The organism is Microcella indica, assembly GCF_013414345.1.
GTDB lineage: Bacteria > Actinomycetota > Actinomycetes > Actinomycetales > Microbacteriaceae > Microcella > Microcella indica.
On record NZ_CP058670.1, the window covers coordinates 1971548 to 1993990 of the forward strand.

Consider the following 22443-nt stretch of genomic DNA (forward strand, 5'->3'; position numbering starts at 1 on the left):
AGGGCTACCGTACCGGGTGGCGCGCGCGTATTCTGGCGGGCTGGCCTGCGAGCGAGGAGCCGTCATGGGTGGGGTCGATTTCAGCGAGGTGGTCATCCCCGCGCGGATCGACGCGCCTGACGCGGCCGACTTCGTCGCCGCGATCGGGGTCCGCAATGCGGTCAACGAGCACGACTCGGGCACGCGCGATGACGTGCGGCCGGCCGAGGAGCTGCTGCCGGGGTGGCGCAAGCAGGAATTCGAACCGATGCGGATGCTCGTCGCGAGGCTCGACGGGCGCATCGTGTGCCGGGGCATCGCCGAGTTCCGGCTCGGCGATGCGGCCGACACGGCGTGGCTGCACGTCGAGGTGCTGCCCGAGGTGCGCGGCCGCGGGCTCGGCCGCGCGATGGCCGAGCGACTCGAGCTCTTGGCGCTCGCCGAGGGTCGCACCAAGGCGATCGTGTACGCACCGTCGTGGCGGGCCGGCGGCGAGCGCCTGGCGGCTCCGACCGGGTTCGGAGACGTGCCCGCCGACACCCGGGAGACGCGGCTGCTGCTCGCTCTCGGCTACCGGCTCGAGCAGGTCGAGCGGGGCAGCCGACTGCCGCTGCCTGTCGACCCCGCCCGAATGGATGCTCTGCTCGAGCAGGCGAGCGCCGCGGCGGGCCCCGACTACCGCGTGCACCTCTGGGGCCGGCACACACCCCCCGAGTGGCGGGAGGACATCTGCCGACTGCTCACCCGCATGAGCACCGATGCGCCGACCGCCGGCCTCGAAGAGCCCGAGGACGAGTGGAAGGTCGAGCGTCTGCTCGCCGACGAGCGCGAGGAGGCGGACAGCCCCCGCACCCCGTTCGTCGCGGCCGTCGAGCACGTGCCCTCGGGGCGACTCGTCGGCTTCACCGAGCTCGTCGCGCCCGCCGAGCGCGGGCGACCTGTCGACCAGGAGGACACGATCGTGCTCATCGAGCACCGCGGGCACCGCCTGGGCATGCTGCTCAAGGCCGCGAACCTCGCGCAGCTCGAGCGACTGCGGCCCGGGCATCCCTCGATCGTGACCTACAACGCGGAGGAGAACCGGCACATGCTCGCGGTCAACGAGGCCCTCGGGTTCGAGCCCTTCGTGTACGAGGGCGCCTGGCGCAAGGACCTCGCGTAGTCAGTCTGGATGCCGCCCCGTTCACTGGTCTCCTGCCTCTCATGGAAGCCTCTGAATCGCCGACCGAAGCGACGCCAGCCTCTGATCACGGTCACCCACAATCTCCGCCACGTGCGCGCACCCCGTGAGATGACGGTCGTCGGCGAGCTCAAGCAGAGACATGTTCATGGCATCGCGAAGCTCGCGATCCTCATCGTCACCGATCGATATCGCATCAACCCGGTTCAGGGGCAGCAGCACCAGCAGGTCGACCGTCGTCATGACCAGACGCGTGAGGTCGTATACCCACTCCGTGAGCTCCCGAGGAAGCGTCGAACGGCCTAGCGTCTCCATGGCGTGGAGGTAGGCAAGAAAATCAAGTGGCCCCCGCTCTGCAAGCAGGTGACCAGTGCTCGGCTCACGCATCCGAGCTGCGGCGATGCGCAGCTGCTCGATGAACAGCGGGACGCTGGGCTCACCAGCGTCGAGGTCAATGAACTCGTACGGATCGGGCAGGACCTCCCAGTCGGGGTGCGAAAGAGCGAAGTCGCTGATCAACGTGCTCTTGCCACTGCCATGAGACCCGGAGACGACAACGAGCATGGTGGTTCCTCATAACGAGCAGTGGTGAGCACGTCATCGTAGCGATGTCGTGGAGCGGATGCGCCGGATGCGCTGGCAGCGCGGGCAGAAGTGCGAGCCGCGGTTCATGAACTGCTCGCGCACGATGAGCCCGCCGCACCGCCCGCACGGCCGCCCCTGCTGGCCGTAGGCGCGCAGGGAGTGGCTGAAATACCCGCTCGCGCCGTTGACGTTGACGTACTGCGCGTCGGACGAGGTGCCGCCCTCCTCGAGCGCGCGCCGCAGCACCTTGCGCACTTCGGCGAGGAGGGTGCGCGCGCGGCGAGGCCCGAGATGCTCGGTCGGCTGGTCGTAGTGCACGCGCGCCGCCCACAGCGCTTCGTCGGCGTAGATGTTGCCGATGCCGCTCACGAGGGTCTGGTCGAGCAGGGCTCGCTTGATGGTCGTGCGCCGCGCGGCGAGGCGCCGCAGGAAGAGGCGGTCGTCGAAGGCGTCATCGAGAGGGTCGCGCGCGATGTGCGCCACCTGGCTCGGGATGCTCGGCTGAGCGCTGCCGTACCCTCCCGCCGCGCCATCCGGCGTGGGCAGCAGTGCGTCGATCGCCATCGAGCCGAAGATGCGCTGGTCGACGAAGTTGAGGCGCAACGACCCGTGCTCGGGGTGCACGATGTCGAGCCGGATGCGCGTGAGTGGCCCGTCGTCGGCGTCGCGCTGCCGCAGCAGCACCTGGCCGCTCATGCCGAGGTGCACCACGAGAGCCTCGGCAGGGTCGCCCTCCTCGTCGCGGAGGGGCAGCCACAGGAACTTGCCGCGGCGCACGGCAGAGTCGAGGCGAGCGCCCGTGAGCCGATCGATGAAGTCCTCGGCCGGGCCGGTGTGACGGCGCAGCGACCGCTCGTCGTAGACCTCGATCGCCTCGATGGCGGCGCCGGTCACGGCGGGGGCGAGACCGTGACGCACGACCTCGACTTCAGGCAGCTCGGGCACCGCTAGTGCCGGCCGCCCTGCTGCAGCACGGTCCACGCCTCGAGGGCGGCGCCCATCTCGGCGTGCTTCTTGCTCGTGCCCTCACCTGTCGCGATGGGCGCGCCGTCGAGCACGACGGTCGCGGTGAAGACCTTGGAGTGGTCGGGGCCGACGTCGCTGATCTCGTAGGTGGGCAGGCCCATGCCGAGGCGAGCTGCGAGCTCCTGCAACGACGTCTTGGGGTCCATGGCCGCGCCGAATCGATCGGGGTCGGCGAGGAGCGGCTCGATGAGGCGCAGCACGAGCGCCGTCGCCTCATCGGCGCCGCGGTCGAGGTAGGCGGCGCCGATGAGCGCTTCGACCGTGTCGGCGAGGATCGACGACTTGTCGCGGCCGCCCGTGAGCTCTTCGCCCTTGCCGAGCTTCACGTGCTGCCCGAGGTCGATCGTGGCGGCGACCTCAGCGAGCGCGACCGCGGAGACCAGGGAGGCCCGCCGCTTGGCGAGGTCGCCCTCGCTCAGATCGGGGTAGGTCGTGTAGAGCATGACCGTGACCGCCTGCCCGAGAATCGAGTCGCCGAGGAATTCGAGCCGCTCGTTGGTCGGCCCACCGCCGTTCTCGTAGGCCCACGACCGGTGGGTGAGCGCCAGGTCGAGGAGCTCGGGCTCGATGACGACGCCGAGCGCGCGCGCGAGGGAGGAGCGATCCGCTCCTCCCGAGACGCCGATCGCCTCGCGACCGGTGTCGGTGCCGGCCCGCGCGGCACCCGTAGGCTCCGCGCTCATCGGCTCCGCGCTCTCATCGGCTCAGTAGCCGACGGATCAGACGTCGGCGACCTTGCGGCCCTTGTACTCCATGTACAGGGGCGTGCCGGCGGAGTCTTCGACGACCTTGGCACGGTGCGGGAGGCTGTAGACGACCTTGCCGTTCTCGATCGTCTTGACGAGCGTGGGAACCTGCGCCTTCCACTGCGACCGGCGCGAGTGGGTGTTGGAGCGGGACTTCTTCCGCTTGGGAACAGCCATGGTGTGTCTTCTCTCTCTCGTGTCGTAGCGCGTGCACGCGCTACGAGGTCAGTGCGGGGTGTCGTCGTCGGTGAGCAGGCCCTCGAGCGCCGCCCAGCGGGGATCGATCTCGTCGCGGGGCTCTCGCTCGGGTTGATCGGCCAGCTTCTCGCCGGTCTCGGGGTCGAGACCAGGGCAGTCAGCACGACAGACCGGTTGGAACGGCAGTGCGAGCACCACCGCATCCCGAACCACAGGTTCACAATCCACGTGATCATCGTGAACCGTGTAGTCGACAGCGTCCTCAGGAGAATACGCGAAAAGCTCCTGGAATTCGAGTTCGAGCGGCTCGGTGACCGGGTCGAGGCAGCGCACGCACTCCCCCGAGGCGACCGTGCGCACGTCGGCCGACACGAGAATGCCGTCGTGGAGCCCTTCGAGTCGCAGGTCGAGCTCGAGCGGCGCGCCCTGCTTGACCACCATCGCGGCCGCGCCCAGCTGCTCGGGCACGGCGAACGACAGCGTCTTCTCGCGCATCTCGCCGGGGCGGTGCACGAGGTCGCGGACGTTGACGCGGTAGGGGGACTGGTCTGCAGGCATGGCGCCCGAGTCTACGCGGTCGCGACCGCCGTGAAGGCCGCGTCGTATGCTTCGAGCGCGGTGGCGACCTGCTCGGGGGTGACGATGCACGGGGGCACGACGTGAATGCGGTTGTCGGCCGCGAACGGAATGACGCCGCGCGCGAGCAGCTCCTTCTTGAGAGCGCCGATCACCGCCGGTCCGACGGGCTCGCGCGTGCCCGCATCGGTCACGAGGTCGAGCGCCCAGAACACGCCGAGCCCGCGCACCTCTCCGATCATGGGGTGCTTCTCGGCGAGTGCCCGCAGGCCGGGGCCAAGGTGGTCGGCGCCGATCATGGCGGCGTTCTCGATGATGCCCTCCTCGGTCATGGCGTCGATCGAGGCCACGATGGACGCCATCGCGAGCGGGTGGCCTGAATAGGTGAGACCGCCGGGGAAGACGCGCTCGTCGAACTCCGCGGCGACCCGCGGCGACATGACGACGCCGCCCGCGGGCACGTAGCCCGAGTTGACGCCCTTCGCGAAGGCGATGAGTTCAGGTGTCGCGCGCGAGGGGTTGAGTGCCTCGCTCTGCCAGGCGAACCAGTCCCCCGTGCGGCCGAATCCCGCCATCACCTCGTCGGCGATCCACATGATGCCGAACTCGTCGGCGAGGGAGCGCACCCCCTCGAGGTAGCCGGGCGGGGGCAGCAACACGCCTGCTGTGCCCGGCACGCTCTCGAGCAGGATCGCGGCGATCGTGCCGGGCCCCTCGGCTTGGATGGTGCGGCGCAGGTGCTGCAGGGCACGCTCGGTCTCCTGCTCGGGAGTCTCGGAGTGGAACTCGCTGCGGTAGAGGAACGGGCCGAAGAAGTGCACGTGCCCGAATGCGTACTCGTTGGGCATGCGTCGCCAGTCACCGGTCGCGGCGATCGCCGCACCCGTGTTGCCGTGGTAGCTGCGGTAGGTGGAGAGCACTTTGTGGCGGCCGGTCGTGAGACGGGCCATCCTGATCGCATTCTCGATCGCGTCGGCGCCGCCGTTCGTGAAGAAGACCTTCGCGAAGCCCTCGCCCGCGCGCTCGACGATGCGCTTCGCGGCCTCGCCGCGGGCGAGGTTCGCGGTCGACGGGGCGACCGTCGCGAGCTCGGCCGCCTGGCGCTGGATCGCCTCGACGATGCGCGGGTGCGAGTGCCCGATGTTGGTGTTGACGAGCTGGCACGAGAAGTCGAGCCACCTGGTGCCGTCGTAGTCCCAGACCTCGCAGCCTGCGGCTCCGGCGATGACGAGCGGTTGCAGGGCGGCCTGTGCGCTCCAGGAGTGGAAGACGTACTGCTTGTCGAGCGCGAGGGCGCGGGCGCCGTCGGCGGGGTCGAGGGCGGGGGCAACGGAGTGTGACCGGGTCTGCGTGTCGGTCATGGCTATCGATTCCTTGATGTCGGCGGTGACGGTGGCGAGATCATTATCCTCCCGGGATGCCCGAAGCCGGGCCGCGCACTCGCGCGAGCCCGGCCTCGGACCGTGACGCGGCTAGTTGCCGCCCTCGAGCAGCTCGACCTCGATGGGCGTGAAGCTGTCACCCGTGAGGTCGAACCCTTCGGCCTCGAGCTCGGCGAGCGCCTGCTCGATGTACTCGTTGGTCCACGCGCTCGCCGGCGGCTCCTCGGTGATGAGGCTCGCGCCCGACTCGTTGACGGCGCTCAAGGCCGCCGCGACGGTCGCGTCGAAGGCGGCCTCATCGATATATCCGATGCCGTTCGGGGCCGGCCAGATGAGCTTGTTGGTCTCGTTCACCATCCACAGCTCGTGGCTCGGGCCCCAGCCGGAGCCCGCGTCGATCGTGATCTGCGCCGCCTCCTCGGGGCTCTCGGCCGCGAAGATCCAGCCCTTGATGACGGCCGTGAGGAAGGCGACGGTCGTCTCCTGGTACTCGGCATCGCTCTCGAGCCGCTCGGTGTCGGCCCAGATCGCGTCCTGCAGCATGGCACCCACGGTGTCCTCGTAGCTGATGACCGTGAAGTCGTCGGCCGTGTAGAGCTCACCGGTCTCGGGGTCGACCGCCTCGAGCAGCTGCGCGTACTCGTTGTAGGTCATCGCCTGGGCGGCATCTATGTCTCCCGCCAGGAAGGCGTTCATGTTGAAGTCCTGCGTGATGATCTCGACCGTGGAGGCGTCGAGGCCCTCCTCGGCCATGGCCGCGAAGATCTCCCACTCGTTGCCGAACCCCCACGAGCCGATCTTCTTGCCCTCGAAGTCGGCTACCGAGGAGATGTCGCCGTCGGCCCAGGCGACCTGGAGGGTGCCGGAGCGCTGGAAGATCTGCGCGATGTTGGTGACGTTCGCGCCGGCCTCGATCGAGCCGAGAACCTTGGGCACCCAGGCGATCGCGTAGTCGACGTCGCCGTTGGCGAGAGCGTCCTGCGGCACGATGTCACCACCCGACGGAATGATCTCGACATCGAGCCCGGCCTCCTCGAAGTAGCCCTGCTCCTGCGCGGCGAAGTAGCCCGCGAACTGGCCCTGAGGCAGCCACTGCAGCTGCAGCGTGACCGGAGTGAGCTCCTCGCCCGAGTCGGCCTCCGGGGCCTCCTCGGTCGTGGCGCAGGCGGTGAGCACGAGCGCGGCGCTGAGGCCGAGCGCGCTGGCCGTCGCGAGGCGACGGTGGCGATTGTTCATCATGTGCTGTGTCCTTTCGTGTTCTCGACGGTGCTGGAGTGGTGCAGGGTCGGCCCCGACTGGGTCGGGGACCTCGTTGGGTCACGTCACCGTCGACGAGAGACCAGTCGTTCGAGCCCCGAGGCGACGAGCGAGAACGCCAGCCCGAGGACGATCGCGGCGACCACGTACGCCCAGGCGCGCGGATACGCGCTCGACGCGGCCGAGGTCGAGATGAGGCCGCCGAGACCGCCGCGCGGGCCACCGAAGTACTCGGCGACGAGGGCGGAGATCACGGCGAGGGAGGACGCGAGGCGGATGCCCGTGAAGGTGAAGGGCGCCGCCGTGCGCAGAGTGATCGTGCGCATGATCTGCGCGTTGCTCGCGGCGTAGCTGCGCATGAGGTCCCGGTGCACGGGCTGCGTCTGCCGGAGCCCCCGCGCGGTGTTGAGGAACACGGGGACGAAGGCGGCGAGGGCGGCGATCAGCTGCCGGCCGGTCTGGGAATCCGCGCCGAACATCGTGTTGAGGACGGGAGCGAGCGCGACGATCGGGATGACGGCGAGCGCGGCGACGATGGGAGCGAGCATCCCGTCGAGGGATCGGCGCGTGGAGGCGAGCAGTGCCGCGACGATACCGATGACGGATCCCGCGACGAGACCGACGAGGGCGTTGAGGCCCGTGATCGCACCCGCGCTCACCATCGACGGCCAGAACTCGGCGATCTCGGCACCGATCGCGGCCGGGCTGGGCAGCAGGTACGCCTCGACGAGTCCGCTGCCCGCGATGAGCTGCCACACCGCGACGACCGTCACCCCGAGCAGGATCGGGGCAACCGCCCGCGCCGTCCCGCCGGAGCCCCACGCATCGCCTCGGGGCCGCGCGCGAGGCGGTGAGATCGTGGTCGCCGCAGTCATCGGTTCTCCACGCCTCGGGCGCTCGACGTGGGCGCTCCCCCGTGCAGCGCCTCGCGCACCGCCGTGATCATCTCGAAGAACGCGCCGTCCTCGCGCAGGTCGTCTGCGCGGCTCGCGGTGCTGCCCAGCGCCATGGGCACGACTGCCGCGATGCGGCCTGGTCGAGGCGACATGACGACGACGCGGTCGCTCAGGTAGACCGCCTCGGGGATCGAGTGCGTGACGAACACCACGGCGGCACCGGTCTCGGCGCTGATGCGCAGCAGCTCCGTCTGCATGTACTCGCGCGTCATCTCGTCGAGGGCTCCGAAGGGCTCGTCCATGAGCAGCAGCTCGGGCTTCTTGGCGAGGGCGCGGGCGATCGCGACGCGCTGCTGCATGCCTCCGGAGAGCTCGTCCGGGTAGCGGTCGCCGAAGTCGTCGAGGCCGACGAGCGCGATGAGCTCAGCGACCCGCTCGCGAGTCTCGACGCTGCTCGAGCCGTGCAGCTCCAAGGGCAGGGCGATGTTCGCGGCGACCGAGCGCCAGGGCAGCAGCCCCGCCTGCTGGAACGCGATGCCGTACTTCTGGTCGACGCGTGCCTGATGGGCGCTCGTACCGAACACCTCCACTGAGCCGCTCGAGGGCGTGTCGAGGTCAGCGATGAGCCGCAGCAGGGTGCTCTTGCCGCAGCCGGAGGGGCCGATGAGCGAGACGAACTCGCCCGGCTCGACCACGAGATCGATGCCGGAGAGCGCGACGACCTGCCCAGCCGCCGCCTCGAAGACCTTGTCGACGGCCGTCACGGTCACGGCGTCGGTGGTGATCACTGACTCGGTCATGATGCGTCCTCTGTGCGTCGATAGTTGCGGGCGAGAGCGCCCATGAGCGCGACCGATCCGGCGGCGATGAGCCCGAGCGCGATCGCGCCGAGGATCGGCGCCCAGGCCTTGGCGGGGTCGCCGCTCGCCTGGCCGGCGTACTGGATGACGAGGCGCCCGATGCCGCCCTGCAGTCCCGTCGAGACCTCGGCCACGACGGCGCCGACGACGGCGTTCGCTGCGGCGAGACGCAGTGCCGGCAGGAGGTACGGCACGGCGGCCGGTATGCGCAGGTAGCGCATCGTCTGCCACCAGCCGACCGAGTAGCTGCGCATGAGCTCAAGGTGCAGTCGGTCGGGCGACTGGAACCCCTTGAGGGCGCCGACAGCCACCGGGAAGAACGCGAGGTAGCTCGCGATGACGGCCACCGACATCCAGTCCTGCCACTCGAAGGCACCGATCTCGATGCGCGACCCCCAGCTCTTGACGACGGGGGCGAAGGCGATGAGCGGCACCGTCTGGCTGAGGATGATCCACGGCAGAGCGGCCGACTCGGCGAGGCGCCAGCGCTGCATGACGAGGGCGAGCAGCAGTCCGACCGTGACGCCGACGATCCACCCTGCCGCCGCGATGCCGAGCGTGAGACTTGCCGCGATCGCGACCTCGAGCCACAGCACGCGCGCGCCCTCGGCCCGCGTCACGGGCTCGAACAGGCGGCCGGCGGTCTCCCAGATGTGCGGCATGGCGAGGTCGCTCGTGCGCGGCAGCACGCGCACCTCGCCGATCACGAGGCCGTCGGCCGGCCCGAGGAACTTGTAGAGCTCCCAGAGCGCGGCGAGCGCGGCAAGCCCGAGCGCCCCGAAGCCCCACGCGCGAGCACGCGCCCGTGAGGCCGGGGGCGCCGTGCGCGTGCGTCGCGAGGGCGCACGTGCGACGGTGGCGGCCTGCATCATACCTTGGCCTGTTTGGAGCCGTTCACCGCCGGGATCACGTGCTCGCCGTAGACGCGCAGCGTCTCCTCCTTGTTGTCGTGCTGGAGGTAGCCCGCGAACTGGTCGACACCGAGCTCGCGCAGAGCCTCGAGCTTCTCGATGTGCTCCTTCGCGGTGCCGAGCACGCAGAAGCGGTCCACGATCTCGTCGGGCACGAAGTCGACGTGGTCGTTGCCCGCCTTGCCGTGCGAGTTGTAGTCGTAGCTCTCGCGGCCCGCGATGTAGTCGGTGAGTGCGGTGGGCACGGTCGACCCTGCCCCGTGCTTGGCGACGATGTCGGCGACGTGGTTGCCGACCATGCCGCCGAACCAGCGCACCTGGTTGCGCATGTGATCCCAGTCGTCCCCGATGTACATGGGAGCGGCCGCGCAGAACTTCACCGAGTAGGGGTCGCGGCCGGCGTTGTCGGCAGCGGTGCGCACCGACTCGATCATCCACTTCGCGATGTCGAGGTCGGCGAGCTGAAGGATGAAGCCGTCGCCGACCTCGCCCGTGAGCTTCAGCGCCAACGGCCCGTACGCCGCCACCCAGACCTCGAGCTCGCTGCCGTGGCTCCACGGCAACTGCAGCGTCGAGCCGTTGTACTCCACGGGCCGCGAGTTGCCGAGCTCGCGGATGACGTGGATCGACTCACGCAGCTCGGCCAGCGTGGTGGGCTTGCCGTTCGTCACGCGCACGGCGGAGTCGCCTCGACCGATTCCGCACACCGTGCGATTGCCGTACATCTCGTTGAGCGTCGCGAAGACGCTCGCCGTGACCGTCCAGTCGCGCGTCGCGGGGTTCGTGACGAACGGGCCGACCGTGATGCGGTTCGTCTCGGCCAGGATCGCCGAGTAGATCACGTAGGGCTCCTGCCACAGGATGTGGCTGTCGAAGGTCCACACGTGACTGAACCCGTACTGCTCGGCGAGCTTGGCGAGGTGCACCGTGCGGCTGGCGGGCGGGTTGGTCTGCAGAACAGCGCCGAAATCCATGGATGCTCTTCCTCTCGGTATTCCGGAACTCAGACGAGGTACTGGCTCAGGCCGCGGCGCAGGTACTGCCCATGGCCGGCCCGCCCGTGGTAGGCGTCGTCCTGGATGACGACCGAGCCGCGGGAGATGACCGTGTCGACCTTCCCGTCGATCTCGAAGCCCTCCCACGCGGCGTGGTCCATGTTCATGTGGTGCTTCTTGCCCGTGGGGTTGCCGTCGTCGTCGACGTCCATGCCGATCGACGTGTGGCCGTTCGGGTCGTAGACGACGATGTCGGCGTCGGCGCCGGGAGCGATGACACCCTTCTTGCCGTAGAGGCCGAACATGCGCGCCGGCGTGGTCGAGGTGATCTCGACCCAGCGCTCGAGCGTGATCTGGCCGGTGACGACCCCCTGGTACATGAGGTCCATGCGGTGCTCGACCGAGCCGATGCCGTTGGGGATCTTCGAGAAGTTGCCGAGCCCGAGCTCCTTCTGGTCCTTCATGCAGAACGGGCAGTGGTCGGTCGACACCATCTGGATGTCGTTGGTGCGCAACGACTGCCACATGTGGTCCTGGTGCCCCTCCGCCTTCGAGCGCAGCGGCGTCGAGCACACCCACTTGGCGCCCTCGAAGGCGCCGTACTTCTCGCTCACCGCCCCGAGCTGCTCCTCGAGCGAGAGGTAGAGGTACTGCGGGCACGTCTCGCCGAAGACGTTCTGCCCGTGGTCGCGGGCGGCGGCGAGCTGCTCGACGGCCTGCTTGGCGCTCACGTGCACGACGTAGAGGGGCGCTCCCGTGAGGTTGGCGAGCATGATGGCGCGGTGCGTCGCCTCCTCCTCCATCTGCCAGGCGCGGGCGACCCCGTGGAAGTACGGGTCGGTCTTGCCCTGCGCGAGCAGCTGCTCGACGAGCACGTCGATCGCTGGCCCGTTCTCGGCATGCATCATCGTCATGAGCCCGGTGTCGGCGGCGACCTGCATCGCGCGGAGGATCTGCGCGTCGTCGGCGTAGAAGACGCCGGGATACGCCATGAACATCTTGTAGCTCGTGATGCCCTCGTCGATGAGCTTCGGCAGGGCATCCAGAGCGTCGGCGTCGACGCCGCCCACGATCTGGTGGAACCCGTAGTCGATCGCGCAGTTGCCTGCCGCCTTCTCGTGCCAGGCCGCGAGCCCGTCGAAGACCTTCTGGCCGGCCGTCTGCACGGCGAAGTCGATGATGCTCGTGGTGCCACCCCAGGCGGCGGCGCGCGTGCCGGTCTCGAACGTGTCGATCGCCGCCGTGCCGCCGAACGGCAGCTCCATGTGCGTGTGGGCGTCGATGCCGCCGGGGATTACGTACTTGCCCGTCGCATCGATGACCGTGTCGACCGAGCCGGAAAGGTCGTGGCCGAGCAGGGTCGAGCCGGGGCTGAGGACGGCGACGATCGTCTCGCCGTCGACGAGGACGTCGGCCTGGCCGCGGCCCGTCGCGCTCACGACGGTGCCGCCGGTGATGAGTGTCGTCGTCATGGCTTCACCACCGCCGTGTAGGAGTCGGGCCGACGATCGCGGTAGAACTGCCAGTTGTCGCGCACCGTCTGGATGAGGTCGAGGTCGAGGTCGCGGATGAGCACCTCTTCGTGCTCGGAGGAGCCGAGGGCGCCCACGTAGTTGCCCTGCGGGTCGACGACCTGGCTCGTGCCGTAGAAGAACACGGCGTCGTCGCCGTACTCGTTGTCTTCGAGGCCGACGCGGTTGGGGGCGAGCACGTAGTACTGGTTGGCGACGGCGGCGGCGGGCTGCTCGATCTCCCACAGGCGGTTGGAGAGCCCTGGCTTGGTCGCGTTGGGGTTGAAGACCATCTCGGCGCCGTTCAGGCCGAGCTCGCGCCACCCTTCGGGGAAGTGCCGGTCGTAGCAGATGTAGACGCCGACACGGCCGACGGCGGTGTCGAAGACGGGGTAGCCGAGGTTGCCGGGGCGGAAGTAGAACTTCTCCCAGAACTTGTCGAGGTGCGGGATGTGGTGCTTGCGGTACGAGCCGAGGATGGTGCCGTCGGCGTCGACGACGACGGCGGTGTTGTAGTAGATGCCGGTGCCGTCCTCCTCGTAGATGGGCAGGATCATGACCATTTTCAGCTCTTTCGCGAGCGCGGCGAAGCGCTGCACGATGGGGCCGTCGGCGGGCTCGGCGTAGCGGTAGTACTTCGCATCCTGCGTGATGCCGAAGTAGGGGCCGTAGAACAGCTCCTGGAAGCAGATGATCTGCGCTCCGTCGGCGGCCGCGTCGCGTGCGAACTGCTCGTGCTTGTCGAGCATCGACTCCTTGTCACCCGTCCAGGTGGTCTGAGTGATGGCTGCCCGAATGGTGGTCATGGGTGCTTCCCCTTTTCTTCGTCGAACTGGGGCCAGTGTGCGCCTCGAGCATTTCCGGCTCGTTTCGCCCAATGACGGATGCGTTACACGGTAGGCCGCAGGGCGCGTCTGGAGGCGGACGCGCGCAGATGAGCAGGGTCGTGCGCGGCTAGCGTGGGGGCATGAGGATCGTCGTGGTCGCCGGTGGTGTCGGGGGTGCGCGTTTCGTGCGCGGCGTGCGCGAGGAGGTGCAGCGCCACCGGCCGGGATCGACGGTCGACGTCATCGTCAACACGGGCGACGACTGGTGGCTGGCCGGCCTGCGCATCGCGCCCGACTTCGACTCGATGCTGTACACCCTGAGCGGGCAGAACGACGAGGAGCGCGGCTGGGGGCGGGTCGGGGAGAGCGAGCGCGTCTCGGCCGAACTGCACGCGTACGGCGTGGCGCCCGAGTGGTTCACGCTCGGTGACCTCGACCTGGGCACGCACATCGCGCGCTCGGCCTGGCTGCGGGCAGGTGCCACGCCCTCCGATGTCGCGCGGCGCCTGCAGGAGCGGTGGCCGCTCGGCGTGACGCTGCACCCCGCGACCGACGAGGAGGTCGACACGCACGTGCAGCTCGCGGGCGACTCGGCTGGTGAGGTGCGCGAGCTGCACTTCCAGGAGTGGTGGACGCGCTACCGCGCCGCCCTGCCTGCCGCGCGCTTCGTGCAGCACGGCATCGAGCGCGCGGTGCCGTCCCCCGGCGTTCTGGATGCCCTGCTCGACTGCGACACGATCCTCATCGCCCCGTCCAACCCCGTGGTGTCGATCGGCACCGTGCTCGCCGTGCCCGGCATGGTGGAGGCCCTCACGGCGGAGGCCGCGCCGATCGTGGGGGTCTCCCCGATCATCGGCGGGTCATCCGTGCGCGGCATGGCGGAGGCGTGCCTCTCGGCGATCGGGGTGCAGACGGATGCGGCCGCTGTCGCCCGCCACTACGGTCTGCGCCGGGACGGCGGTCTGCTCGACGGCTGGCTCGTGGGGCTCGAGGACGCAACGGCGGTCGACGCGCTCGAGTCTGAGGGGTTCGCGGCACGCGCCGTGCCGCTGTGGATGCGCGACCTCGACACCTCGGCGGCTCTCGCCGCCGAGGCGCTCGACCTCGCTCTGGCCTTGCGCCCCTGAGCCTCTTTGGCGCGAGAGGGAGCAGGTTTGCGGGCGTAGGCTGTGCGGACTGTGACTGCGTTCGACTTCACCCCCACGGCCTCGGCGCTGTCCCGCGCGCTCAAGCGCGCCGACTCTGGCGTGAGTCTGGATGCCACGGAGGCCGAGACGCTCCTGCACGCGCGCGGCGACGACCTCGACCGGCTCCTGACCGTCGCAAGCCGGGTGCGGGATGCCGGTCTCGAACGAGCGGGCCGCCCCGGCGTCATCACCTACTCGCGCAAAGTCTTCATCCCCCTCACCCACCTGTGCCGCGACCGCTGCCACTACTGCGTCTTCGTGCAGACCCCGAACCAGCTGCAGGCGCAGGGGAAGGCGCCGTTCCTCTCCCCCGACGAGGTGCTCGAGATCGCTCGGCAGGGTGCAGCGCTCGGCTGCAAGGAAGCCCTCTTCACCCTCGGCGACCGACCGGAGGACCGCTGGCCCGCCGCGCGGGAGTGGCTCGACGCTCACGGCTACGACTCGACGATCGACTACCTGCGCTCCGTCGCCATCCGCGTGCTCGAAGAGACCGGGCTCCTCCCCCACCTCAACCCCGGCGTCATGAGCTGGCAGGAGCTGCAGCGCCTCAAGCCCGTCGCACCCAGCATGGGCATGATGCTCGAGACCACGAGCCGCCGCCTCTACGAGACGCGCGGCCTCGCCCACTTCGGCTCCCCCGACAAAGACCCCGAGCTGCGCCTGCGCGTGCTCGAGGACGCGGGCCGCAGCGCCATCCCCTTCACCACCGGCCTCCTGCTCGGCATCGGCGAGAACTACGCCGAGCGCGTCGACGGGCTCTTCGCGATCCGCGCGAGCGCCCGCCGGCACGGGCACGTGCAAGAGGTCATCATCCAGAACTTCCGCGCCAAGCCGCGCACCGCCATGCGCGCCGCCGACGACCTCGAGCTGCAGGAGTACATCGCCGCCGTCGCGGTCAGCCGCCTCGTGCTCGGCCCCGGTGCACGCCTCCAGGTGCCGCCCAACCTCACCGACGCCGAAGAGCTGCACCTGCTCATCCGCGCCGGCATCGACGACTGGGGCGGCGTGAGCCCGCTCACCCCCGACCACGTCAACCCCGAACGACCCTGGCCGCAGCTCGACGACCTCGCCCGCCTCACCGCCGAGGGCGGCTACACGCTGCGCGAGCGCCTCACCGCCCACCCCCACTACGTGCGCGCCGAAGAACCGTGGCTCGACCCGCGCATCGTGCCGCACGTGCGCGCGCTCGCGGGGGTCGACGGACTCGCCGTCGAGGGGAGACTGCCGCAGGGCATCCCGTGGCAGGAACCGGACCCCGACTGGGCGAGCACCGCCGGCACCGGCCGCACCGATCTGCACACCGCGATCGACACCGAAGGCCGTCGCACGACGGCGCGCAGCGACTTCGACGACGTCTACGGCGACTGGGCCGAGCTGCGCGAGACCGTCGGCGATACGACGAGGGCGACCGCAGCATCCGCGCATGCCCCCGGCATCAGCGACGGCGTGCGCGCGATCCTGCGCCGCGCCGAGAACGCCCCAGCCGGGCTCACCGATGCCGACTACCTGGCCCTGCTCGAGGCCGACGGGCCCGACCTCGACGCGCTCGCGGACCTCGCCGATCGCGTGCGCGCCGACACGGTCGGCGACCGGGTCGGCTACGTCGTCAACCGCAATATCAACTTCACCAACGTCTGCTACACCGGCTGCCGCTTCTGCGCCTTCGCGCAGCGCCGCACCGACGCCGACGCCTTCACCCTCTCGATGCGCCAGGTCGGCGACCGGGTCGACGAGGCCTGGAACCTCGGCGCGACGGAGATCTGCATGCAGGGCGGCATTCACCCCGACCTGCCGGGCACCGCCTACTTCGACCTCGCCCGCGAGGTCAAGGCGCGCCAGCCCGAGATGCACCTGCACGCGTTCAGCCCGATGGAGATCGTGAACGGCGCCGCCCGCACCGGGCTCTCGTTCGCCGAATTCCTCACCGCCGCGAAGGAGGCAGGGCTCGACACGATTCCCGGCACCGCCGCAGAGATCCTCGACGACGAGGTGCGGTGGGTGCTCACGAAGGGCAAGCTCCCCACCGCCGAGTGGATCGAGATCGTCTCCACCGCGCACCGGCTCGGTATCCGCTCGAGCAGCACCATGATGTACGGGCACGTCGACAACCCGAGCCACTGGGTCGGCCACTTGCGCACTCTCGCCCGCGTGCAGGACGACACGGGCGGATTCACCGAGTTCGTGCTCCTGCCCTTCGTGCACGCCAACTCGCCGGTGTACCTCGCCGGCGTCGCCCGACCCGGCCCCACGGCGCAGGAGAACCGCGCCGTGCACGCCGTCGCGCGCCTCATGCTGCACGGGCGCATCGACCACATCCAGACCTCCTGGGTCAAGCTCGGCACCGAGGGCACCCAGCTCATGCTGCGCGGCGGCGCCGACGACGTCGGCGGCACCCTCATGGAGGAGACCATCAGCCGTATGGCGGGCGCCGACAACGGTTCCGAGAAGACGGTCGCCGAGCTCGAGGACCTCGTCGCCGGCATCGGCCGCGCGGCGTGGCAGCGCACGACCACCTATGGCGAGCCCACCGCCGAGCGCGTCGACACTGCGAGAGCCCACCGCGAGACGGGATACGCGGCGACCGGTCGCCGCCTCGCCCTCAGCATCGCCGAGGTGCGCAGCGGCGCCTGAGTACCCCCTCTTCGCGGGTGAAAAGCCTTCACGCACCGTCTCAATGTGCGGAATGAGCCTTGCCCGTGTTTCACTATGGACTGCACTGTCTACCGTGAGCAAATGACCGACCGACGCCCGACGACGCACCCGAGGGGAGAATCTGTGGCCCTGTCGCCGTGGATGAACAGCCTCATCGGCGTCCTGCTCGCCGCGGGAATCGCCGTCGCGCTCTACGCCTCGACCGTTCTCATCTGGAACCTGCTCACCGAGCGCGCCGAGGCCACGTGCGCCGCCCTCGTCGGCGACGGCGGAACCCACACGGTCACCTCGGTCTGGCGCAGCGGGCTCGCCTGGGAGTGCGAGTACGCGACCGACTGGAACCCCCGCGGCACGATCGTGCTCACGCCCGACGACCTCATGCGCTCCGGCTGACCAGTGCCCGAGTGCGAGCTCCCAGAACAAGGGATGCCGCGGCCTCGAGCTGCTCGCGCGTGTCGATGTCACGGCGCAGCCCGCTGAACGGCGGCAGCTCGAGCTCGACATAGCCCTCCGCACGGTGCCGGGCGGCCGAGGCCGCACCGAACCGCGCCGCGTGCGGCACCCCGGCGCGCGCGACGATGAGCGTCGTGCCGGTGCCCTCGGCATCCGGCACGAACGCGCGATCGTGCTCATGCGCCGCCGCGAGCGCTCGCGAGAGCTCGTCGGGCTGCAGCGCCGGCAGGTCGCCGAGCAGCACAGCAGTAGGCCGATCGGCATCGAGCGCGGCGAGCCCGGACTCGATCGCTGCGCGCAGTCCCGCGCCCGGATCGTCGACCACGCGAACGCCCGGCAGGCGCGTGGGCAGTCGGCCGACGACGACGAGCTCACCGATAGCCGTGCTCGCACGTGCTGCCTCCACGGTGTCCAGGGCGATCGCACTCGCGAGGGCCGCGCGACCTGCCGCGGGGCCCACGAGCCGAGTCTTGGCACCCGGCCCGCCCTTCACCGGGATGACGAGCGAGACGAGAGGGAGCACGGCCTCCAGCCTAGAGTCGCACGCCCGAGGCGGAGACGAGAGAGTCGGGCTCGGGAGTGTTCGCGTGATCCAGGAGCGAGAGCGGTGCCACGACCGCGACCGCGCGCCGCCACCAGGGCACCGCGCCACGCAGCCGGCGCAGCACCTCACCGATCTCGGGCGGCTCGGCCTCGTGCACAGGGCGCCGCCCGGCGAACGCCCGCTCCTCGACCGCGTCGAGCACCGGCGGAAGATCGGCGTCGAGTGCGGCGACCCCACCCCACAGTGCGGCGAGCGCCCGCGGCGTGCGGGTCGGCTCGGCCGAGAGCCCCAGATCGCGCGCGGTGTCACGTACCTCGCGCCAGCGGTCGACGGGATTGCGCGAGCGTCGCCGACGCGCGCGCCGCACGACGCGCCAGACGCCGGGCGCGACGAGCACGAGCGCGAGCAGGCCGAGCGCGGCGAGGGCGAGAGCCCGAGCATCCAGAGCGAATCGCGACGCCGTCTCACCGGTGGCCTGCCCGTCGTTGCCTCCGTCGATGAAGTCGGGAATGCCGGTGGGATCGTCGTCGGTGCCCTCGGCGGCGTCCGTCTCCTCGTCGCTCGTCGCAGGCTCCTCCGGCTCGGTCGGCGCGTCGTCGGGCTCGCCTGCTTCGTCGCCCTCCAGGTCGGCCGCCGGGTCCGCGTAGCCGGGAGTCTCGCCGCGCGACGGCGTCGGCTCGAAGCGCACCCAGCCGATTCCGTCGAAGTGCAGTTCGGGCCAGGCATGCAGGTCGTCCGAGCTCACGACGTACTCACCCGGCACGTTCGGGTTCTCGTCGCCCGGCTGGAAGCCGACCGCGATGCGGGCAGGGATGTCGAGCGTGCGGGCCATGAGCGTCATGGCGCTCGCGAAATGCACGCAGTAGCCCGCGCGCACCTCCAGGAACGTCGCGACGATGTCGGCGCCGGAGCCGTCGTAGCCGCCCTCCACGGGCGCGTCCTCCGAGTACACGAAGTCGCCGCCCGTGAAGTAGCGCTGCAGCGCGAGCGCCTGGGAGTAGGGAGTCGTCGCGTCGGCGGCGTCGACCACGTCGCGGGCGGTCTGCACGATCGTCGGGTCCACCTCGGGCACGGCACGATAGGACTCGAGTCCTGCACCGTCGACGCGCGCACCCTGGAGCTGCGCGACCGTCGGCTGGGCGTCGAGGCTCTGCACCGTGTAGGCGCCCTCGCGCAGGACGCCCTCGCGCGACTGCACGGTGACGCCGTCCGGTGCCACGAGCCACTCCCCCGCGAGACCGACGAGCGAGACGGGCGCACTGGGCAGCGGCACCCACCGCGTGCGCACGCTCTCGAGCTCGATGCGCGTGGCGACCTCGGTGCGGTCCACTCCCGCCCCGAGCCACGCCGGAGGGCCGATCTCGTCGAGCGAGCGAGCCTCTCCAGCCTCTACGTGCTGCACGGTCTGGCCGTCGAAGTCGTCGAGGTGCGCGAGCGTCAGGTAGAGCCCGGCGCTCTGGTCGGTCGAGTAGCGCAGCACGGTCACAGCGGTCGGGCGGCGCAGATCGTCACCGAGCTCGAGCACCGGGTTGATGCCGGTGGAGAGCCCGGCGATCCCCCCGCCCGGCACGACCGCGCCGGCGACGACGGGCGGCAGCGCGGGGGGCACGACGACGGCCGCGACGAGCACGCTCGCGCCGACCAGGAGCGCCCGGCGCACACCCGCAGACCCGCCGTTCACCGCCGGTCGGTGCAGGGCGAGCACGAGCAGGAAGGCCGCCGCGGTCGCGAGCAGGGAGAGCACGGGCAGAGCACCCGGAGCCAGCACGACCGGGATCGCGAGGATGCCCAGCAGGGGCAGCGCGACGAGAGCGGGGCGACGGCTCAGGCTGACGACCGCATCGCACAGCAGGGCCACGACTCCCGCGCCGGCGGCGATGAGGAAGCGCAGCCCTGCATCCGCGTCGGCCGGGATCGCCTGCTCGGCGATCGACACCTCGCCGGCCCTGATGAGCTCTTGCGCTCGCTCGAGAGTGCCCGCGAGCGGCACGATGCCGAGCAGGGTCGTGTCTGCGGCGAACTGCAGCTGCAGGCTCACGACACCCGCGGTCGCCGCCCCGAGCACGGACCACAGCGGTCGCCAGACGCGCACGCCGTACCGCACGAGCGCTCCCGCGGCGATCACGGCGGCCACCGTCACGAGCGCCGAGAGCAGCCACGCGCCCTCCACGAGCACGACCGAGAACGAGGTGAGTGCAGCGCCGACCGCGAGGAGGACGGCTGCCGAGAGGGCGAGCCCCGCACCCGTGCGAGCGAGCGCATCGCGAGAGGTGCGCATCCGAGTGGTCTCACGCACGGCGCACTCCACCCTCCTGCTCGACGCGCTCCCCGGCGAGAGCCGTCCACGCCTCGACGGGCGTGGCAGAGGCCGGCACGCGCGCGACGATCCAGCCTGCGCGGGCGAACGACTCCTCCGCCGTCTCGACCTCCCGCACACCCTCCTGCCCGGCGCCCGCCGGCGTGTCCGTCACGGCGGTCGGAAGCAGAAGGCTCGGGTCGTCGTCGACGAGCACTGCGAGGGCGGGTGCCGTGGCGGACGGGGTGCGATGGGCGAGCATCCAGCGCACCGTCTCCGCGTCGGGGCGCGACGCGATCACGACAACCGGCAACGCGCCCGCTCCTGCTGGCGCCTGCCGGTGCGGGTCGTCGCGGCCGAGCTCGAGCAGAGCGAGCTCGCCGAGAGCGACCCCCGCAGGGCCGTCGGCGTGAGGAGCATCGTCGGGGAGCGCCGTGGGGGCGACCAGGTCGACCGCGTAGCCGCGCTCGTCGAGGTGCACCGCCACGGAGGCGGCGAAGCGCACCGCCCACTCGAACAGATCACTCGTGGCCTCGCGTCGACCCGTCGCGTCGGGGTAGCCGCCGCGCTGGGTATCGACGAGCAGGAGACTGCGCGGCCCAGCCTGCGGCTCGTCCTGCCGCACCATGAGCTCACCCTGGCGCGCGGTCACCCGCCAGTGGACGCGCCTGAGGGCATCGCCCTGCCGGTACTCGCGCGTGACCACATCGTCGTCGCTGCGCTCGCGGGACCGCGCGCTACGAGCCCCCGTGTCGCTCGCAGGAGCCGGCACGGGCCCCGTCGGCAGGCGCACGACGGAGGGCAGCACGAGCTGCGTCGTGACCGTTCTCGTGTCGGTCACGCGCACGGCGAGCGCAAAGGGATCGTGATCCTCGATGAGGAGCGGCCCGACCTCCACGAGTCCGCGCCGTTCGGGCCAGTAGCGGTAGCCGAACTCGGCGGGGCGCGTGAGGCGCACATCGGTGAGACGCCCGGGCCCGGCGAAGCCCGGCGCCATCGGTACGCGTTCGATCCACTCGGCCGCACGTGCGCGGCCGGCGACGGTGGTCGTCACGCGCACGACCTCGTCGTGCACGGCGACGGCCGGGTCGAAGCGGCGGGAGACCTGCACGCTCGGCCGCGTGCTCGCCACCACGAGCACGCCGAGGAGGGGGGCGGCCACGGCGATCGCCCCGACCGGCAGCAGCTCGGGCCGCTCGACCGCGTAGGCGAGCGCGAGCAGGCCGACACCGACGACGAGAAATATCCCGCCGCGCGCGGTCAGCCGCGGCACGCCGGTCAGCCCCCGGCGCTCGGCACCGGCACGGTGGTCGCGGCGACGATGCGCTCGACGACCTCGTCGACGCTGCGGGCCGGGCGCCCGTCGGGGTGCTGCGCTCGCGGTACGAGCAGCATGCGGTGCGAGAGCACCGTCGTGGCGAGCGCATCGATGTCGTCGGGCAGCACGAAGTCGCGCCCGTCCATCGCGGCACGCGCCCGCGCCGCCCGAACGAGCTGCAGCGTCGCCCGCGGGCTCGCCCCCAGCCGCAGCGCGGGCTCGTCGCGCGTCGCCTGCACGATCGCCACCGCGTAGCGCTCGACGGCCGGGCTCACGTAGACCTCGCGCACGGTCGCGATCATGCGCCGCAGCCCCGCGACGTCGATGACGGGCGCGAGGCGCTCGAGGGGGCTGCCGTGCTCGCGATCGCGCACCATGAGCGCCTCGCTCTCGGCGTCGGGGTACCCGATCGAGATGCGCGCCATGAAGCGGTCGCGCTGCGCCTCCGGAAGGGCGTACGTGCCCTCCATCTCGATGGGGTTCTGCGTGGCGACGACCAGGAAGGGAGCGACGAGGGCGTGCGTGTGACCGTCGACCGTGACCTGCCCCTCCTCCATGCACTCCAGGAGGGCGGACTGGGTCTTGGGGCTCGCCCGGTTGATCTCGTCGCCGATGACGATGTGGGCGAAGATCGGGCCTGGAGTGAACTCGAAGGTGCCGAGCTGCTGGCGGTAGACGCTCACCCCGGTGATGTCGGCCGGCAGCAGGTCTGGGGTGAACTGGATGCGGTTGACGCTGCCGTCGATGCACCGGGCGAGCGCGCGGGCGAGCATGGTCTTGCCGACCCCTGGCACGTCTTCGATGAGCAGGTGCCCTTCGGCCAGCAGGACGGCCAGAGCGGTATCCACGGCGTCCGGCTTGCCATCCATGACGCCGTTCATGGCGAGCCGGATGCTCGACGCGAGCTCCCCGAACTCCTCAGGGCTCATCGGCTCAGGGCTCATCGGCGCATCGGTGGCGGGGTCGCTCGCCGAACCGGTCGGCGCGGCTGCGGTGCTCGTCGACGTCGTCACCCGGTGAAGTCTGCCACGCGAAGGTGACGAATCCGCCGAGAGTTCTCGACC

The 22443-nt window shown here is 70.7% G+C and carries 21 protein-coding genes; 4 read left to right on the top strand and 17 right to left on the bottom strand.

The annotated features are described in order from the left end of the window. Nucleotides 1-64 precede the first annotated feature (64 nt). Complete coding sequence (locus HUJ41_RS09650; protein WP_179872377.1) at nt 65-1141, top strand: GNAT family N-acetyltransferase; 1077 nt, start codon at nt 65-67, stop codon at nt 1139-1141. Nucleotides 1142-1180: 39 nt separating this feature from the next. Here the strand turns inward: HUJ41_RS09650 and HUJ41_RS09655 are convergent, their stop codons facing one another. The 13 genes from HUJ41_RS09655 to HUJ41_RS09715 form a co-directional block, all read right to left on the bottom strand. Continuing rightward, on the bottom strand, nt 1181-1723 hold the full coding sequence (locus HUJ41_RS09655) for a DEAD/DEAH box helicase family protein (RefSeq protein ID WP_179872378.1): 543 nt from the start codon (nt 1721-1723) through the stop codon (nt 1181-1183). Between the two features lie 33 nt (nt 1724-1756). After that, nucleotides 1757-2689 carry a bifunctional DNA-formamidopyrimidine glycosylase/DNA-(apurinic or apyrimidinic site) lyase gene (gene mutM / locus HUJ41_RS09660; RefSeq protein WP_179872379.1) on the bottom strand — a complete coding sequence of 311 codons (933 nt, stop codon included), beginning with the start codon at nt 2687-2689 and terminating at the stop codon, nt 1757-1759. Nucleotides 2690-2691: 2 nt separating this feature from the next. Then, nucleotides 2692-3453, bottom strand: coding sequence for a ribonuclease III (gene rnc / locus HUJ41_RS09665; RefSeq protein WP_179872380.1), 762 nt, complete (start codon nt 3451-3453; stop codon nt 2692-2694). Between the two features lie 36 nt (nt 3454-3489). Further along, nucleotides 3490-3693 carry a 50S ribosomal protein L32 gene (gene rpmF, locus HUJ41_RS09670; RefSeq protein WP_152582381.1) on the bottom strand — a complete coding sequence of 68 codons (204 nt, stop codon included), beginning with the start codon at nt 3691-3693 and terminating at the stop codon, nt 3490-3492. A gap of 48 nt (nt 3694-3741) precedes the next feature. Beyond that, nucleotides 3742-4272 (bottom strand): YceD family protein, encoded by a 531-nt coding sequence (locus HUJ41_RS09675; RefSeq protein ID WP_152582382.1) that lies wholly within the window; start codon nt 4270-4272, stop codon nt 3742-3744. A gap of 11 nt (nt 4273-4283) precedes the next feature. Beyond that, complete coding sequence (locus HUJ41_RS09680; RefSeq protein ID WP_179872381.1) at nt 4284-5651, bottom strand: aspartate aminotransferase family protein; 1368 nt, start codon at nt 5649-5651, stop codon at nt 4284-4286. 111 nt (nt 5652-5762) lie between these two features. Continuing rightward, nucleotides 5763-6908 carry an ABC transporter substrate-binding protein gene (locus HUJ41_RS09685; protein ID WP_431356485.1) on the bottom strand — a complete coding sequence of 382 codons (1146 nt, stop codon included), beginning with the start codon at nt 6906-6908 and terminating at the stop codon, nt 5763-5765. Nucleotides 6909-6994: 86 nt separating this feature from the next. Next, complete coding sequence (locus tag HUJ41_RS09690) at nt 6995-7804, bottom strand: ABC transporter permease (protein WP_179872383.1); 810 nt, start codon at nt 7802-7804, stop codon at nt 6995-6997. Beyond that, nucleotides 7801-8625 (bottom strand): ABC transporter ATP-binding protein, encoded by an 825-nt coding sequence (locus HUJ41_RS09695; protein ID WP_179872384.1) that lies wholly within the window; start codon nt 8623-8625, stop codon nt 7801-7803. Before HUJ41_RS09695 ends, HUJ41_RS09690 begins: the two co-directional genes overlap by 4 nt. Continuing rightward, nucleotides 8622-9557, bottom strand: a complete 936-nt coding sequence (locus HUJ41_RS09700) for an ABC transporter permease (RefSeq protein WP_246299207.1) — start codon at nt 9555-9557, stop codon at nt 8622-8624. The genes HUJ41_RS09695 and HUJ41_RS09700 overlap by 4 nt, the downstream gene beginning before the upstream one ends. Continuing rightward, the gene (locus HUJ41_RS09705) at nt 9554-10570 is read right to left on the bottom strand and encodes a TIGR03842 family LLM class F420-dependent oxidoreductase (RefSeq protein WP_179872385.1); all 1017 of its coding nucleotides are present in this window, start codon (nt 10568-10570) and stop codon (nt 9554-9556) included. Before HUJ41_RS09705 ends, HUJ41_RS09700 begins: the two co-directional genes overlap by 4 nt. Before the next feature lie 29 nt (nt 10571-10599). Further along, nucleotides 10600-12063 (bottom strand): dihydropyrimidinase, encoded by a 1464-nt coding sequence (hydA, locus tag HUJ41_RS09710; protein WP_179872386.1) that lies wholly within the window; start codon nt 12061-12063, stop codon nt 10600-10602. Then, nucleotides 12060-12908 carry a nitrilase-related carbon-nitrogen hydrolase gene (locus HUJ41_RS09715; protein WP_179872387.1) on the bottom strand — a complete coding sequence of 283 codons (849 nt, stop codon included), beginning with the start codon at nt 12906-12908 and terminating at the stop codon, nt 12060-12062. The genes hydA and HUJ41_RS09715 overlap by 4 nt, the downstream gene beginning before the upstream one ends. Nucleotides 12909-13069: 161 nt before the next feature. Between HUJ41_RS09715 and cofD the strand changes: the two genes are divergently transcribed. The 3 genes from cofD (at nt 13070) to HUJ41_RS09730 (ending at nt 17161) form a co-directional block, all read left to right on the top strand. Beyond that, nucleotides 13070-14056, top strand: coding sequence for a 2-phospho-L-lactate transferase (gene cofD / locus HUJ41_RS09720; protein ID WP_179872388.1), 987 nt, complete (start codon nt 13070-13072; stop codon nt 14054-14056). A gap of 51 nt (nt 14057-14107) precedes the next feature. After that, complete coding sequence (locus tag HUJ41_RS09725; RefSeq protein WP_179872389.1) at nt 14108-16747, top strand: bifunctional FO biosynthesis protein CofGH; 2640 nt, start codon at nt 14108-14110, stop codon at nt 16745-16747. A gap of 102 nt (nt 16748-16849) precedes the next feature. Beyond that, nucleotides 16850-17161 (top strand): hypothetical protein, encoded by a 312-nt coding sequence (locus HUJ41_RS09730; RefSeq protein WP_179872390.1) that lies wholly within the window; start codon nt 16850-16852, stop codon nt 17159-17161. On the opposite strand, the gene cofC is transcribed toward HUJ41_RS09730, so the two are convergent. From cofC to HUJ41_RS09745, 4 genes are read right to left on the bottom strand one after another with little or no spacing between them, the layout of a single operon-like run. Next, a complete protein-coding gene (gene cofC / locus HUJ41_RS12665; protein WP_218925604.1) occupies nt 17145-17744 on the bottom strand; it encodes a 2-phospho-L-lactate guanylyltransferase in 600 nt (199 codons plus the stop codon). The two genes, HUJ41_RS09730 and cofC, sit on opposite strands and share 17 nt — an antisense overlap. A 10-nt stretch (nt 17745-17754) precedes the next feature. Beyond that, entirely contained in the window at nt 17755-20043 is a 2289-nt protein-coding gene (locus HUJ41_RS12670) for a transglutaminase TgpA family protein (protein ID WP_218925605.1), read from the bottom strand. A 10-nt stretch (nt 20044-20053) separates the two neighbouring features. Beyond that, nucleotides 20054-21334, bottom strand: coding sequence for a DUF58 domain-containing protein (locus HUJ41_RS09740; protein ID WP_179872391.1), 1281 nt, complete (start codon nt 21332-21334; stop codon nt 20054-20056). Between the two features lie 5 nt (nt 21335-21339). Next, a complete protein-coding gene (locus HUJ41_RS09745) occupies nt 21340-22323 on the bottom strand; it encodes an AAA family ATPase (protein ID WP_179873961.1) in 984 nt (327 codons plus the stop codon). Between the last annotated feature and the right edge of the window lie 120 nt (nt 22324-22443).